The sequence below is a fragment of the Ktedonosporobacter rubrisoli genome (assembly GCF_004208415.1).
In the GTDB taxonomy this organism is placed as follows: domain Bacteria; phylum Chloroflexota; class Ktedonobacteria; order Ktedonobacterales; family Ktedonobacteraceae; genus Ktedonosporobacter; species Ktedonosporobacter rubrisoli.
Genome location: NZ_CP035758.1, coordinates 7948175 through 7962974, shown reverse-complemented (window position 1 = coordinate 7962974; position 14800 = coordinate 7948175). Strand labels below are relative to the sequence as shown.

General features: G+C 53.9%; 15 protein-coding genes. 5 read left to right on the top strand and 10 right to left on the bottom strand.

From position 1 onward, the window contains the following. Positions 1 to 192: 192 nt before the first annotated feature. Positions 193 to 930 (top strand): DUF1453 family protein, encoded by a 738-nt coding sequence (locus EPA93_RS34505; RefSeq protein WP_129891870.1) that lies wholly within the window; start codon positions 193 to 195, stop codon positions 928 to 930. Between the two features lie 30 nt (positions 931 to 960). Continuing rightward, a complete protein-coding gene (locus tag EPA93_RS34500) occupies positions 961 to 2007 on the top strand; it encodes a DUF4097 family beta strand repeat-containing protein (RefSeq protein WP_129891869.1) in 1047 nt (348 codons plus the stop codon). A gap of 20 nt (positions 2008 to 2027) precedes the next feature. Here EPA93_RS34500 and EPA93_RS34495 read toward each other — a convergent pair whose 3' ends face one another. Then, the gene (locus EPA93_RS34495; RefSeq protein WP_129891868.1) at positions 2028 to 2405 is read right to left on the bottom strand and encodes a hypothetical protein; all 378 of its coding nucleotides are present in this window, start codon (positions 2403 to 2405) and stop codon (positions 2028 to 2030) included. A gap of 120 nt (positions 2406 to 2525) precedes the next feature. Then, complete coding sequence (locus tag EPA93_RS34490; protein WP_129891867.1) at positions 2526 to 3035, bottom strand: hypothetical protein; 510 nt, start codon at positions 3033 to 3035, stop codon at positions 2526 to 2528. A gap of 186 nt (positions 3036 to 3221) precedes the next feature. Between EPA93_RS34490 and EPA93_RS34485 the strand changes: the two genes are divergently transcribed. Next, a complete protein-coding gene (locus EPA93_RS34485) occupies positions 3222 to 3764 on the top strand; it encodes a helix-turn-helix domain-containing protein (protein ID WP_129891866.1) in 543 nt (180 codons plus the stop codon). Between the two features lie 370 nt (positions 3765 to 4134). Next, complete coding sequence (msrB, locus tag EPA93_RS34480; protein WP_129891865.1) at positions 4135 to 4548, top strand: peptide-methionine (R)-S-oxide reductase MsrB; 414 nt, start codon at positions 4135 to 4137, stop codon at positions 4546 to 4548. Between the two features lie 135 nt (positions 4549 to 4683). Here msrB and EPA93_RS34475 read toward each other — a convergent pair whose 3' ends face one another. Continuing rightward, entirely contained in the window at positions 4684 to 5520 is an 837-nt protein-coding gene (locus EPA93_RS34475; protein ID WP_165423593.1) for a Stf0 family sulfotransferase, read from the bottom strand. 397 nt (positions 5521 to 5917) lie between these two features. Between EPA93_RS34475 and EPA93_RS34470 the strand changes: the two genes are divergently transcribed. Then, a complete protein-coding gene (locus EPA93_RS34470; protein ID WP_242527204.1) occupies positions 5918 to 7258 on the top strand; it encodes a sulfatase family protein in 1341 nt (446 codons plus the stop codon). A 148-nt stretch (positions 7259 to 7406) separates the two neighbouring features. On the opposite strand, the gene EPA93_RS34465 is transcribed toward EPA93_RS34470, so the two are convergent. The 7 genes from EPA93_RS34465 to EPA93_RS34435 all read right to left on the bottom strand — a co-directional run bounded on the left by EPA93_RS34465 (position 7407) and on the right by EPA93_RS34435 (position 14771). Continuing rightward, positions 7407 to 7934 carry an OsmC family protein gene (locus tag EPA93_RS34465; protein WP_129891862.1) on the bottom strand — a complete coding sequence of 176 codons (528 nt, stop codon included), beginning with the start codon at positions 7932 to 7934 and terminating at the stop codon, positions 7407 to 7409. 142 nt (positions 7935 to 8076) lie between these two features. Further along, positions 8077 to 8946, bottom strand: a complete 870-nt coding sequence (locus EPA93_RS34460; RefSeq protein ID WP_129891861.1) for a VOC family protein — start codon at positions 8944 to 8946, stop codon at positions 8077 to 8079. Positions 8947 to 9077: 131 nt separating this feature from the next. Continuing rightward, complete coding sequence (locus tag EPA93_RS34455) at positions 9078 to 10064, bottom strand: LLM class flavin-dependent oxidoreductase (protein WP_129891860.1); 987 nt, start codon at positions 10062 to 10064, stop codon at positions 9078 to 9080. 45 nt (positions 10065 to 10109) lie between these two features. Beyond that, positions 10110 to 10895: an ABC transporter ATP-binding protein gene (locus EPA93_RS34450; RefSeq protein WP_129891859.1), complete on the bottom strand. Its 786-nt coding sequence runs from the start codon at positions 10893 to 10895 to the stop codon at positions 10110 to 10112. Between the two features lie 20 nt (positions 10896 to 10915). Next, positions 10916 to 11785, bottom strand: coding sequence for an ABC transporter ATP-binding protein (locus EPA93_RS34445; RefSeq protein ID WP_129891858.1), 870 nt, complete (start codon positions 11783 to 11785; stop codon positions 10916 to 10918). After that, the gene (locus EPA93_RS34440; protein ID WP_129891857.1) at positions 11782 to 13596 is read right to left on the bottom strand and encodes an ABC transporter permease; all 1815 of its coding nucleotides are present in this window, start codon (positions 13594 to 13596) and stop codon (positions 11782 to 11784) included. Before EPA93_RS34440 ends, EPA93_RS34445 begins: the two co-directional genes overlap by 4 nt. A gap of 17 nt (positions 13597 to 13613) precedes the next feature. After that, entirely contained in the window at positions 13614 to 14771 is a 1158-nt protein-coding gene (locus EPA93_RS34435; RefSeq protein ID WP_129891856.1) for an ABC transporter substrate-binding protein, read from the bottom strand. Between the last annotated feature and the right edge of the window lie 29 nt (positions 14772 to 14800).

Sequence of the window (14800 nt, the reverse complement as noted above, 5' to 3'; positions counted from 1 at the left end):
CTGAAGTTGGCGCTTTCTTAGCGCTTTCCGCATACACTATTGGCGAGATGACGAACAGCTGATGCAGGCATGAACGCGCTGAAGATAAAAGGGGGTTCTGGAACGCAGCAAGAGCTAGAAAATTTCTCTCGTCACGCTATCCTTTGCAAGCCTGGCAGGAGTATCAGCTGACAGCAAGAAAGGCAGGAATCTATGAACGGTGCAGGAATAATCCTTATTGTAGTGGTTATAGTGGGCTTTGCTATAGTACGTATGCTTTCGGAGCAGCCTGTAACGCGTAGCGATATCGTTGCGCCGGTGGTTGCCGCTCTGGTCCTTGGCTACATCTACCTCCAGAAGGCCGATCCATCGATGCTCGCCCTGACTATCGGTGGCGCCTTTGTTGGAGGGCTCCTGGGCTTTATCATTGCCCAATTTGTGCATGTCTGGGTCGATGGCACTACTGGCCAGGTGCGCCAGAAAGGTAGCTGGCCCTTTATCGGAGCCTACCTGGGTATTGCGGCCTTGCGCCTTGCCGCCGAGGTTGTGCTGCACACAAGCGGTCTCTCGCAGGTCCTACCTCTCAACGAGGCCCTGCTGGCCATGTCTATCGGCATCTATCTTGGTCGCGACCTGAACATTGGCTTGCGCGCGCTTGCGCTGACTAACTGGGATATAAACTCGCTGCTCAATTCTGATGGGTCCAGAAATGAACCGCTTTCGATCTTTCAGGGGATGCGCAATCAGCGTTGGGATAACAGCATGCCGCCTTCATCTGGCCCGCGCTGGAATAACAACCAACCAATGCCTTATAGAGATCAGCGCGATCAGTATTGGGATAACAATCAGTCGACGCCTTATGGAGATACACGCGATCAGTATTGGGACGACGAGATGCCGCAAGCGGGCTATCGAGATAGGCGCGTACGCCGCCGGGATCGTTACGAATAAGCTGCTTTGTTGATTAAAAAGGAGCCAGTTATGCATAATCAGGAAGGGATGTTTGCTGAGCAGGGCATGCCGGAAGGTACACGTGAGCGGGCAAGTAGAGCCATGTACGAGCAGCCTTCTCGTGAGCGGGCAGAGTACAATTACGGCGAATATAACGAAAGCTACGCGGAGCCAGGATCACGCCAGCAGGGTGGCGCCAAGCTACGGGCCCCTCAACAGCGATCCGGCAGAATATCTATCCCAATGATTGTTGTTCTGCTCCTGCTCATTGTGCTGGGCGTCAGTGGCTGCCTGGGCCTGCGCCTCTTTGAGTCACCCTTGCGCGATTATACAGAGGCCTCGGCCTCGCACAATTTTACAGTCAGCAGCCATCCCGTGCTTGAGATCAAGGGCGCCAAGGGAGACGTGCATATCCATAGAGGCAATACTGATCAGGTAACGATTACTGCAAAGATGAGCGGCCTAGATCGGGCCATCAACGCTAACGCGATACCTGTGAGCTATAGCCAGCAGGGCGATACTATTGCGGTGACAGTGAGCCAGAGCCGAGATCACTTTTTTGCAGCCTCGACCAATCTTGATGTGCTGGCGCCCGAGACCACAAGCGTGCAATTAGACAAGCAGTCGGGCGATGTGAAGATTGAAGATATAAATGGACCAATTACCAGCCACCTGGCCGATGGCCATACCGAACTTGATAATGTGCAGGGCCGCGTAGATCTAGAGAGCGTCAAGGGCGATATCGAGCTTAAAAATTTCACTGGACAACTGAATGCCACAACAGTGCACGGCCACATCTCCTTGCGAGATAGCGAGCTAAGCGGCAAATCGCATCTACAAACGACTGAGGGCGATATCGAAGTCGAGGGCTCGCTTGATGCGCAGAGCAACTCTAGCCTGAGTACAGACGATGGCAATATCAAATTGAAGCTGCCGCCAGATGCGATCCTCCAGGTCAGCGAGCATACAAGTTCGGGCGAGTATAAAAATGAGCTTGCCGAGACATCCGACAATGGACCCCACCCGCTTTTACAGCTTAAGACGCGCAAAGGCGATATCCGCATAGAGAAGCAGTAAGAAGATGCCCGCTTGCTTCTCTATGCCCCTTCGCCGGGATGCAGGATAGCTTCAATCGCGGCCCTGAGCTTATTGAGGTCCTCTAGTGTAGCGTTGCGTTCAGGTGAGTGCGGGATTATTTTATAGATGAGGGCCACAAAACCTTGTAGCGCTATGCCAATGGCCTGTAATTCTTCAAGGGATAGCGCAAGCGCTTCTCCTGCTGGGAACGCGCCTGGCTTTAGCGCTGGAGCCAGTTTCCGCCGTACATCATCTAGTAACTTGATAGTCTTGTATGGATATGGGAGTTTTCTGCGCAAATGAGGAAGATAGCCTTCAATGATGGCATTGATAGCCTGCAATTCACGCTGATTTAGCGAAATAGTAGGCAAACGATCCGAGTTATATTGTTGTTCCATAGAATGTGATCCCCTTGCTAACAATGCGACATAGAGAACTTCTGAATAGCGAAATCGATGATGTGTAACCACGCCCGCATGCTACTTATTTATCCAGCAAATAAGTTTGCATATATGCATTCAAACTTCGAAGGAGATCCAGCGCTGATGACGCAAGCTCTGAAGTTCAGCGGTTACCTGGCTGATGGGCAAGCTAAGTAGTTGAGCAATGCGCGCTAGAGAATTGCCACCATCGACTAACCAATAGACCTGGCGCCGTCGTCGCGGCCAGCTCATGAATTCGGCTCTGCCCGGCTCTTGCAAGCGGTGCGGGAATTGTGTACTCGGGTCATGTTGACTTGCTTGCGCTTGCTTCTCCGGGTTCAGGAGGGTCCAGGCCAGTTTGCCAGCCAGGAGCAAAGCTTGTATGACTCTTCGACCTCTGATAAATAGCTCGCCATTGACCCAGATCTCGTAAGCAAAAGGTTTACCGTCCCGGACGAGAATATGGGCAAAGGTGTAGCACTTCTTATGAATTGGTACAGCTGGAAGGGAAGAGAGTTCGGCAATTAAGCGCCCGCTGCGCCTTTGGCTGGCAAGAACCGGGATGAGGTTTTTAAGATCAAGTTGATAGAGAGAATTGGCCATCATAAATAAACTCCTGCACTTTCTACCTGACAACTTCAACACAGAGATGGAATATATGCGCGTTCCTGTTGCTCTTGCAGCGGGAACACCCTGTCGATGAGGAAAGTATAACTCTCTTTCAAAAAAATGTCAATTATTTGAATTTAGAGAACTATTAGATAAATTTTTGAAAAGACTACACTGCGCTTTATGAAAGAGGATAAAGATATTCCGAAGCTTTCAGGATATGTGTCAGTCAAAGAAGCCGCTGAGATGTTGAATGTCTCAGACAAGATGATTTATTTCTATATCGACCATAAGCGCCTCAATGCTGTACGCGCTTCAAACCTGCTTTTAATCCCCACAGAAGAGCTTGAGAATTTCAAACAGAAGTCGGTGGGAAGACCACGAACCAGAACCCCGGCCTGGCGCATATCTTCAAAGGACAATGCCTTATTTGTCACATCCATATCTGTGCAGATTGAGGCCGGTCAGCAGGACGTCTTGTTGAAAAAGTTAAGCGCGATAAGGCGCAAAGCAGCTCATGAATTTCCTGGCACTGTTGCCCGCTACATCATCAATTACGAAACTACGCCAAATGCTATTGAGATTTTGCTCATCTGGAAAATGGGCACAATGCCAGATGAGGTCAGCCGTGAGCAAGCCTTGGAGGCTTTTCGCCAGGAGCTAGCCGAGGTGCTCGACTGGCAAAGCGCGCAATATAAGCATGGCAACGCCATACTGCACTCTTAAGCATCCTTTATCTGGGGAACAGGGATGGCAAGCATCTGGCTATCTTTTTCGTCTGATCTCGCGTGTGCTCTCGGACCGGACCTGTTGGAGAAGGTAGGATCTTTGCGCTTTCTAGCTCCATCCCTCAATGCATTTCTACCGTACTAGAAGTAGAAGTTTGTCCAGAATGGCAGGCACATTATCAGAAAGCCCGAGTGGAAACAAATCCCTTGAGCGCCGTGTTTTCTTATATAGAAGAGAAGTTTTATAGGATCATCAGGCGTGCTATCATATATACAGATAAAACTCAATACTGCTTTGATGGGCAAGATGATCCTGCGTGATATAGCTTACGCGTGACAGTTGAGGCTGTCGCGTACCAGGAGGAAGCATGAGCGACTTGAGAAATCAGCCGGAAAGCTATTGGAAAGAGAAACTTACGCCAGAACAGTACCAGGTCTGTCGGCAAAAGGGAACAGAGCCAGCCTTTAGCGGCGCGCTTTACTATAACCATGATCAGGGAGTCTACGCTTGCGCAGCCTGCGGCCAGCCTCTCTTCTCCTCTGATGCCAAGTTTGAGTCAGGGTCGGGCTGGCCCAGCTTTGACCAGCCGATGAATAGGGAGCATGTCGAGCTGCACGATGACAATTCGTTTTTTATGCACCGCACCGAGGTCGTGTGCAAAAATTGCGGAGCTCATCTGGGTCATGTCTTCGATGATGGTCCACGCGAGACAACCGGCAAGCGCTACTGCATCAATTCGCTAGCCCTCGATTTCCAGCCGAAGGCGGCAGAGGCCAAGTAGGGCGGCATGGCTTAGCAGGCCTGAAGCTGAGCCTGCTACTATGAAGCTTTACTAAAACGGGCACGGCTGATCCGTGCCCAGGGGCCATAAGAGTGGCTGATCAGGTAAAGATGACAAGCAGACAAAAAGACAACATTAGAGAGTGACTTGCGCGGCCTGCTTCATAAAGTTGTATTGCTGTATCCAGCTAGTCGAGAGCTCATCGGCTTGCCGCTGCAGCTTCCCATTTCTTACGATCAGGTTGGCCGGTACAGCTATATTCAGCTCGCGTAGAACCGCGCGTAGCGTTGCCTCGTACGTTTCGACAAGTTCCTCGTAGACAATCGTAAATGGTTGAATATCATGTTCGGCAAAGAATTGTTGCCACGATTCCTCGTATTGCTCAATAAGCTGGACTAGATGGTCAATGGCTCTGAAGTGGAAGTAGAGATGCCTGGTCGGCCCGATATTGTTAGTGACGTCCTCTTTGCGCCAGACCCAGGTTTGCAAGGCCTTCCACAGAGAGATGGCCTGGCCGATTTTATCGCGCCTGGTGACATAAATGTAGTGCGGATCAGGAAAGATCGTAGAGAGTAATGTAGTTGTTGGAAGTTCTTGATACTGCGGGATGTCGCGTAACTTGCTGATAAAGTCAGGGAAGTAGCCCCACATTACTTTAGTACCAAAGACACCATTGGGTGAGGTACTTATCTTGATAGCATGCTCAAGGTAATCCTGATAGCTCATTCCCGGTGGTGGCTGACGCTGCTCCTCGTCTGGTCTCTCGCGGCCTTTAAAGATCGCGATCAGCTCCTCATCCAGGATCTCGCTAAAGTACTCCAGAGGCCGACGCGGCACTCCCGTGCTTTTCAGTGCGTCAAAGTACTCTTCTGGATAGCCTGCCAGATTAGTATTTTTCAATGCTTCGCAAAGAAGCGTACTGCCGCTGCGCTGCGTCGCGCAGATGATGTAAGAGGTGAAGGGTCGATGCACAGAAAACCTCCTGGCTGCTTTCGGCTCACATTCAAAAAAGAGCAATATTTCGCCTCTTGTGGGTCTATTTACCCTATATTCTGACTATACCATGTTTTACCCATTACTTCAAGTTATTTAATTGATTTATTCTGGTTATGTATGTAGTGGTATGATAAAGATATCCCTGAACCGCAAGTAACAAGGAGGACACGTTTAGCGGGCGGCGAAGGTAAACATTAGGGGAAAGGGATAAGTGGGAGCGGCAAGAACTGGCGCGACGTGGCCACTGGCGGGGCCAGATCCTAGAGGATGTGCGCCCCGGAGGCAGCGGTAATGGGAAAAAGTGGCTATGCCCACAAAATATATGGCCTGAGTATTTTTATATGCTGGCTTTTTATGGAAGGAGATTGATGCTGTGCAAAAAGAGCGACCAAACATATTGTATATTCATTCGCATGACACCGGGCGTTATGTCCAACCTTATGGATATGCTATTCCTACTCCCAATATCCAGCGCCTGGCGCAAGAAGGGGTCTTGTTTCGCAAGGCATTTTGTGCCGCGCCCACCTGCTCCCCGAGTCGGGCAAGTCTCTTGACAGGTCAACATCCGCATAGCAATGGAATGCTGGGGCTGGCGCATCGCGGCTTTGCCTTAAACGATTATACTCAGCATATCCTACATACGCTGCGCCAGCAGGCTGGATATCATTCCATCCTGATCGGCGAGGAGCATATCGCCAAAGATTTTACCCGCATCGGCTATGATACGATTGTTAATGTCAAGGATTTCCATGCAGAGACGCTTGCGCCAACCGCTGTGAGCGTGATACGCGACGGCCTGCCTGAGCCTTTCTTCCTCTCGGTCGGCTTTTTTGAGACGCACCGCGAGTTCTCGGGACAGACCACGCAAGAGGACGTCAACTATACTTTACCTCCGGCACCTTTACCCGATACCCCGCAGGCGCGTAAGGATATGGCTGCCTTCAAGGCCAGTGCTACACTTCTGGATAAAGGAATTGGTGAAATTATGCATGCTCTGGAGGTGAAGGGGTTGGCAGAGAATACGCTAGTTATATGCACTACTGATCATGGTATACCATTTCCTCTTATGAAAGGCAATCTTACAGATCATGGTATAGGCGTTATGCTCATTATGCGTGGTCCTGGCGGCTTTCGGGGCGGAAAAGTAAGCGATGCTTTGATCTCACAAGTCGATATCTTCCCTACGCTTTGCGATCTCTTAGCCATTGATCCTCCCACGTGGCTGCAGGGCCGCTCATTCCTTCCTGTTGTGCGAGGCGAGGTTGATACTATTCATGACGCGGTTTTTGCTGAAATAACTTTCCACGCGGCCTATGAACCCGTGCGCGCGGCTCGCACTGAGCGCTGGAAGTATATTCGCCGTTTCGATCAGCAGGCCGGACCGGTGCTGCCAAACTGTGATGATAGTCCTAGCAAGGAACTTTTGCTGCAAAACGGTTGGCAGCTGCACTCACGTCCTGTTGAGCAATTGTATGATCTGCTGTTCGATCCCAACGAGGCTTGCAATCTAGCTGATAGGCTTGAATATGCACCTGTGTTGGAGCTGATGCGTGCACGGCTCATTAACTGGATGCAAGAGACGCATGATCCCTTGCTTAAGGGTGCTGTGTCTGCGCCCACCGGCGCCGAACTGAATAGCCCGGATCAGCTTTCGGCTGGCTCGCCAACCCATTTTGTCTCCGCCGCCGCTACGTCCGATGTCGGGATCAGGTAGGCACTTCTTTTAAAGTAATGACAAAAAAGGTGAACAAGCTCTCGCGTTCTACATAGTGCATCGGGCAGGAGTGTCGAGTAATTCGGCACTCCTGCTTTCGTGGACGCTTAAAGACTAAGAGGCACCAATGCGACGTGAAGGGCGGAAATTATACTGTATGCTCTACGCTGCCCGTAATCTGCTGCGGATTGAGCAGTAAGTTAAGGATCGGGCAGGCGCGCTCCACGGCTTCGTGCAGTTCGGCAATTTCTTGTTCCGAGGCTGGAGATTTAATATGGACCGTGTAGTTGATGTTATGCGGATAGACCGGGATATGCTCATAGCCGGGACGCCCGCCGCGCGGATCGATCTGTCCCGACACCTCAACATCTAGCTCATCTATGGGCACGTTACGCGCAGCGGCCTGGATCAGGAAGACGTGCGTAAGGCAGCTGCCCAGCACACCAAGCTGCAGCTCGGGCGAGGACGGACCAAGATTGTAGCCAGCAAAGTCGGGACCGCTATCGCTGATCACCTGGAAGTCACGAATGCGAATACGCCTGATGCCGCTGCGTCCTTCGGCTCTCACGCTGGCCTTTAAGCTCGTTGGCTCGCCTCCGCCCTGCGCATCAAGATTTTCCTGCCGCTGCTTAAGTGCCTGGCGTTTCTGCTCAAGATATTCATTTAATGTGCTCATTATTTGCTCCTTCTATATTTTGCCTGTAATACCAAATTATTTATGCGCACGGCATTCCGCAGAACCATCGGCGGCTCTGTTCTAACTTCTTTGAGCTTATGGGACTGCCAGAATCAGCCTGAAGATAAAATAGGCTGCCAGCCTATTCCTCGCTCTGCTGAACCAGGCTAAAGCGCACTCCCAGCGTATCGGGAGAAGCGAGGATAAGCGTATCAGGCTTGTTGGCATGCCATTCGAAGCTGATATCGCGCTGAGCGAGGAAGGAGCGCGTCTGGCGCAGATCCTCTACGGCGATAGTCACCTCAAACGGCCCCTCACCGAGCTCTTGCAGCGTCTGTTGGGCAGCTCCCGCCTCCTGTGGCGTAAACAGCTCTATGCTGGATGAGCCAAGCTGGAAAATAGCGCGCTGCCCCGCAGGTTCGGACGGCTCTTGCTGTTGTAGACCCAGCTTATCCCTGTAGAGCGGAATTAGGCCCGCCACATCGCGCGTGGCTACCGCGATGCGAACCCATTTGTTGGCGCCATTGAGATGCCGGCCCGGCTGCTCGATAAGCAAGCGCTCGGTATCGGGCGTATCCCACTGGATGATAAAGGGCCAGGGACGCCGCCAGGCCACCGCGCCAGGCGTAAAGAGGCGCCAGGTCAGCTCCTTGCCGTCAGGGCGCAGACGCTTCATAGCAAAGGCTGGTTGGAAGAGCTCCGTGTCCTTGAAGCGCTCAGCCTCTTGCTCTATGTTCTCAGTGGCCAGCGCGTAACCAAGCAGTGCGCCCTCGCGCTTCTGCAAGGCGTCGATAATACTTGTCCCTCTGATGCCTGTGAGCTGGGCCTCAACTGCGTCGTAGACCGAGAGCAGTTCGATATAGTCAAGGCCAAAGCGGATCAAGGCGTTATGCGTGCCGCGCCCCGTATGTCTTCCACCTGGCTGGACCTCAAAGCCCAGACGCTGATAGAGGCGAATCGCCGTATCCAGATCGCGTACAGCGATCACAAAATGATCAAAACGTGTCACCATAGTTATCTTTCTCCTGCCCAATGCAGCTTTGCGCTAACAGTCCCTCGTGCTTTGTCAGACTTCGTATGACAAATGCGCCACCTGCCGGCGGATCGCGGCCCTTGACGCGTCACTTCCAGCTTGACAGAACGCTAGCTCAGAGCGCTTAAGACCTCGTTGGTTACGCGCTCAAACTGGCGATCCTGATCGTAGCTGGTCAGGCGCAGGGTAATAGTTGTCGCCCCGGCGTCGATGAAGGCCCGTAGCTTGGCGATGCATTCTTGCGGCGAGCCACAGGCCACCCAGTTTTCCAGGAATTCGCGCGAGTAGTCAGCAGTATAATAGGTATCCAGGAAGCGCTTGCTTTCGGCAAGGGCTGCCTCGCGATCCTCGTTCACATTAATGTTATAGTACAGACAAGCCTCAAAGTCGGGGCTGAGCTCATGCCCATCTTCCTGGGCGTAGCGCCGAATGAGCGCGAGATTCGTGGAAAAGGATTCAATCGTGTTACGGGTAGTCATCCAGCCATCGCCATATTTTGCCACGCGACGCAAGGCGCTCTCGGCCCATTTCGGCTTATCTTCGCGCGGATTGGCGGTAACCCAGATGGGCAGCGGCTGCTGTACCGGGCGGGGCAGCACAGTAATATCCTTGAACTGGTTATATTCGCCCTGGTAGCTCACATTTTCATGGATTGAGGTCAGGCGCAGGATATCGATAGCCTCCTCCATGCGGCGCATGCGCGACGAGGGCTCGACGTGAAAGGCCTCGAACTCTTCGCTAAACTTGCCACCTCCAGCCGCCGGGGCGCCCTGGCAGGCCACAAAGATTGTGCGCCCTCCAGACATAAAATCGAGGCTGTGCCACTGATAGGCCAGCAAGAGCGCATTGCGCAGTGGCGTGCTGGCAAAGCAGGCAGGCCCCAGCTTTACCCGTTTGGTGCGCGCCGCCAGCCCTCCCAGCAGAACCAGGGAATCCAGGCGCGGCTTGGCAAAGATCGAATCCCCCACCCAGACCGAATCCCAGCCGGCGGCTTCGGCCTTCTCGCCAAGGGCTAGCATCTCCTCAATCGTGGTAGCACCAATAATGACGCCCCGATTTGGCAGCGTCAGGCCAAATTGGACTTTGCGTTGGGCCATAGTTGTTCTCTCCTTCTAGCGAAATGCGTGTGCTACTTCCTGGCATCAGGAAGGCGTTGGGTCAGATGTAGTATCTACACGCTGTACGCGCTGCCCAAGGTACGCCTCGCGTATAGCGGGATTGTGCAAAAGATCGCTGGCTTTCCCCTCTAAAACCAGTTTACCGCTCTGCAGTACATAGCCACGCGTGGCGATCGAGAGGGCTAGCTCTGCGTTTTGCTCGACCATAAAGATCGTCACGCCAAGGCGATTGATCTCACTAATCGTATCAAGCACACGCTCCACGACGATAGGAGCCAGGCCCATGGTCGGTTCATCCATACAGATCAGCCTGGGATGGCTCATCAGAGCTCGGGCAAAGGCAAGCATCTGTTGCTCGCCTCCACTCAAGGTGCCGGCCTTCTGGCGTCGGCGCTCGCCCAGGCGCGGGAAGAGCTCATACATGCGCTGCAAATCCTGTTTGCGTTCTGTGGGCGCTCCACGCACATAGGCCCCTACATAGAGATTTTCTTCAATCGTCATCTCCGAAAAGACGCGCCGCGCCTCCGGTACCGAGGCCACGCCTCGCCTAATGATCTGCGGCGTGGGCAGGCGCAAGGTGGAGCGACCAGAAAGCAGAACCTCGCCCGCGCGCGGCTTGAGCAGGCCCAGAATGATTTTCATCGTCGTAGATTTGCCCGACGCATTTCCCCCGAGCAGGCAGACGATTTCCCCTTCATTGATGCGCAGCGAAAGTTTGTCGAGAGCCTGAGCCGCGCCATAAAAGGCGTCCACCTCTTTTATTTCGAGCAGAGCTGGCCTATCAGTCTCTTCTATAGATGTGTGTGTCATCGGCAATAATTTTCCTTGCGCTATCCAACCAGCGAGCGCCGGCGCCCGATATAGGTCTCGATCACCCGTTCATCTTCCTGGATGGCCTCCGGCCTGCCCTGGGCTATGAGTTTGCCCCCATCCATGACCAGCACATGGTCCGACAGCTTCATCACCAGGTCCAGTTTGTGCTCAACCAGCAACATGCTTTGCCCGGCCGCGCGCAATTCCAACAGTTGCTCAAGTACTTCGGCGGTTTCGGTCGGGTTCATACCTGCCGTTGGCTCGTCTAGCAGGAGCAGGCGCGGGCGTAGAGCCAGCGCGCGCGCAATCTCGGTGCGGCGACGATTGGCATAAGACAGGGTGTAGGCAAAGCGATCCTGGCGCGGCAAGAGGCGCTGCTCAAAGCGTTTGAGCTCTTCCTGTACGTTGGCTAGCATAGCCTCCTCCTCGCGGCGCACGCTGGGAGGCTGCACCACGGCCATTACTGTCTCGCCCAATAGAGAAATCCAGCGCAGGACCGGGATATGGCGCAAGGAGGCAAACGGGCGAGCCGCGTGCAGCTGGGTATGCATGCCGACAAGGACGTTATCGCGTATGCTCATGTTGCCGAAGACGCGCCCATTCTGGAAGGTGCGCGCAATGCCAAGTTCGGCCAGGCGCTCAGGGCGCAAGCCGTCGATACGCTGGTCTTGCAAGAGGATCTGCCCGCCTTGCGGCTTCAGGACCCCGCTAATCAGATTGAGCGTACTTGTCTTGCCAGATCCATTGGGGCCAATCAGGCTAACGGTTTGGCCGGGCTGGATCTTAAAAGAGATTCCATCGACAGCACGTACGGCCCCAAAGGTCTTGACGAGCTCGCGCACCTCCAACAAAGGCGCGTTGTCTAAGCTTGCTGCGGCTGTGCTCATTGTTTCCCCCAGATGCCCTGCGGGCGAAAACGGATAAGAAGTAATAGAAGGAGTCCGTAGCCGAGATAACGTATGTCTTGCAGCGGCCGAAACAGCTCGGGAGCGCCAACCAGGATCACGGCTCCAATCACTGCGCCGAGCGCGCTGCCAATCCCACCCAGGACGACAATTGTCAAAGCCAGTGTCGAGATCGTGATGTTAAAGATATCAGGGCTGATAAAGGTATAGTTATGGGCCAGCAGGCTACCACCCAAGCCGGCGATAAAACCACCAAGCGCAAAAACCAGGGACTTATAGTCAGCCAGCGGAATACCCGACGATTGCGAGGCAATTTCATCCTCACGTATAGCATACCATGCGCGCCCCAGGTGTGATCTTTGTAAACGGGCAACCAGGGCCGTAACCAGCAGAAGTACGACAAAGGCGAGGATATAGAAAGTGACCGGCGAATCGACATTCTGGCCAAAGATAACCGGCGGCGGAATATTGCTCACCCCTAGAGGTCCATAGGTGAGCCAGTTGAAGCTCAGCAGCATGGCCGCAATCATCGCCCCGGCTCCCAGCGTGGCAATCGCTACATAGTGGCCACGCAATTTCAATACTGGAGCCATGATGATCGTGTTGATCAGCGCGGCAAGAATGCCCGCGACAGGTAACGCGAGCCAGAAGGACCAGCCATGATCGCGCGTCAGGAGCGCCGAGACGTAGGCTCCAATCGCGAAAGGGCCTGCCTGCCCGATCGAGATCTGGCCCGCCGTGCCGGCAATCAGGGTCAGCGAGAGGGCCAGAATAGCAAAGATCGCCGCCAGGGTACCGATCTGGAGGGCATAGGCGTTGCCCCACAGCGGCAACAGGATGCCAAATACGGCCACGAGCAAAGCAATCTGCCAGACCTTGAGCTTGATAAGCTTGCCGCTGCCAAAGAAAGTCCCGGTCATTGGCTCGGAAGTGATAGCGTTAAAGGCGCCAAATAAGCCACCTGGTCTGATCCAGAGTACGCCGATCAAGACAGCAAAAGTGATGAACTGGCGCACGGCATCCCCAAACCAGCTTACGCCAAAGCTTTCAACGATACCCAGCACCAGGCCGCCGACGACCGCGCCGGGCAAGCTGCCTAAGCCGCCCAGGGTCGCGGCGGCAAAGCCTTCAAGGCCCGCGTTAAAGCCGTTGGTCGGCGAGACGCTGCTATAATACATTCCTATCAGCACGCCGGCCAGGCCACCGAGCGCCGAGGCCAGGGCAAATGTAAGCGATTGCACAAGGCCAACCGGGACGCCCATCTGTAAGGCTGCATCGCGATCCTGAGCCGTGGCGCGAATGGCGCGGCCCAATTGTGTGTAGCGCAGGAAAAGCCAGAGCAGCCCAACGCTCACGATACTCACAGCCAGGATGGTGATATCCAGCGTGCCGATGCGCAACCCGCCCAGTTGCAAGTTTGCTGTGGGCAGCAAACTGGGGAAACGACGCGTATCCGGCGAGAAGATAAGTTGCGACGAGTAATCGAGCACAAAGGAGATCGCCAGGGTTGAAAGCAAGGTGGCAATCGGCGGTGCACTGCTCAAAGGGCGCACACAGAACAGTTCGATGAGCACACCCAGCACGCCGGTGATGATAATCGTGCCCAGCAGCGTAGCCCACAGCGGCCAGTGCAACACTACCACAAACCACCAGCCAAGCATTGCTCCTATAGCGAAAATGGAACCATGGGCAAAATTAACAAGGTTAGCGACGCCAAAGATCAGCGACATACCTATGGCGATCAGTACGTAGCTATTGCCGTTAATGAGCCCACTTATGAAAACGTCGAGCATATGATGTTAACCGTACCTTATGCGTTGCCCTTGTAAAGGGCGTACTTACCATTCTTGACAGTGATGACATATTGCTTTACATGCTCAATGCGGCGATCTGGCCCGAAGCTAAAGGGTCCATACATGATGCTGGGAATGTCTTTTCCTTTGACCAGGGCTTCCTGGATGGCTACGCGATCTGGTCCACCCCGCTCAACGGCCCAGGCCAGCAGCTTGAGAGCATCGTAGGCCCCGGCCCCAAATTGATCGGGCGTTTCGTTGTAGCGCTTCTTATAAGCTTGTACGAAGCGCTGCACATCCGGTCGTGGATCTTCGGGGAAGAATTCAGCCGTCAGGATGACGCCCTCGGTGGCCTCTCCGCCAAGACTGAGGAACCGCGGCGAGTAGCTGGAGCCTGCGGCAAAGATCTTGGATTTTATACCCACGGCTCGGGCTTGCTGGACAATCAGGGCTGCGTCGTTGTAGTAAGAGATGAGTATTAGGACGTCGGGATTGGCATCGCGCGCTTTGAGCAGCAGGGAACGAAAATCCTTCTCGGTGCTCAAATAGCTGCCGGCATAGACGATCTGGTCCCCAAACTTGCGCGCTTTATCCACGTAGATACCCTGGGTTGTGTGCCCCCAGTCGGTATCCAGGTAGAGAATGGCCTGCTTCGGCGTTTTGAGCTGTTCATGGGCAACCTGGGCCATATAGGCGGCTGAGATCTGCTGCGTGACCGAGGTGCTGAACATATAGCTGCCACCCAGAGTAAATTTGGGGTGCGAGTTGGTAAAGCCAAGCTGAACCATTTTGGCGCGCTGGTAGATGGGCGAGGCAGCCATTGAGGCCGGACTTGCGAAGTCGCCAAGCTCGGCGAGAATGCGGCTGTCGCTTACAAATTTCTGCGCGATGGGTACGGTTTGCTTGGGATCGGCTTGCGAGTCCTGGTAGTTGAGCTCAATCTTGCGCCCCTTAATGCCGCCAGCGCCATTAATTTCGTCAAGGGCCAGGTTGAAGCCTTTTTTCCAGATAGTGCCATATTCGGCGTTGTCGCCGGTAAATGGTCCGGAGACGCCAAAGACAATGCTGTCTCCTGTGCTGCCGCTCGCCGCTGGCAGCGCCTGGCAGGCGGCCAACAGGCTGGCTGCCGATGCTGCTCCGCTCAGGCCGAGCAGGAATTTACGCCTTGAGATCATGCTTCCCTCGTAAATAAAAGTAATAAGGA

Coding starts and splice junctions, on each gene's coding strand:
- EPA93_RS34460 (WP_129891861.1), bottom strand. CDS start 8,946: ATGGTGACACGTTTTGATCATTTTGTGATCGCTGTACGCGATCTGGAT.
- EPA93_RS34435 (WP_129891856.1), bottom strand. CDS start 14,771: ATGATCTCAAGGCGTAAATTCCTGCTCGGCCTGAGCGGAGCAGCATCG.
- EPA93_RS34440 (WP_129891857.1), bottom strand. CDS start 13,596: ATGCTCGACGTTTTCATAAGTGGGCTCATTAACGGCAATAGCTACGTA.
- EPA93_RS34445 (WP_129891858.1), bottom strand. CDS start 11,785: ATGAGCACAGCCGCAGCAAGCTTAGACAACGCGCCTTTGTTGGAGGTG.
- EPA93_RS34505 (WP_129891870.1), top strand. CDS start 193: ATGAACGGTGCAGGAATAATCCTTATTGTAGTGGTTATAGTGGGCTTT.
- msrB (WP_129891865.1), top strand. CDS start 4,135: ATGAGCGACTTGAGAAATCAGCCGGAAAGCTATTGGAAAGAGAAACTT.
- EPA93_RS34450 (WP_129891859.1), bottom strand. CDS start 10,895: ATGACACACACATCTATAGAAGAGACTGATAGGCCAGCTCTGCTCGAA.
- EPA93_RS34500 (WP_129891869.1), top strand. CDS start 961: ATGCATAATCAGGAAGGGATGTTTGCTGAGCAGGGCATGCCGGAAGGT.
- EPA93_RS34485 (WP_129891866.1), top strand. CDS start 3,222: ATGAAAGAGGATAAAGATATTCCGAAGCTTTCAGGATATGTGTCAGTC.
- EPA93_RS34495 (WP_129891868.1), bottom strand. CDS start 2,405: ATGGAACAACAATATAACTCGGATCGTTTGCCTACTATTTCGCTAAAT.
- EPA93_RS34490 (WP_129891867.1), bottom strand. CDS start 3,035: ATGATGGCCAATTCTCTCTATCAACTTGATCTTAAAAACCTCATCCCG.
- EPA93_RS34465 (WP_129891862.1), bottom strand. CDS start 7,934: ATGAGCACATTAAATGAATATCTTGAGCAGAAACGCCAGGCACTTAAG.
- EPA93_RS34455 (WP_129891860.1), bottom strand. CDS start 10,064: ATGGCCCAACGCAAAGTCCAATTTGGCCTGACGCTGCCAAATCGGGGC.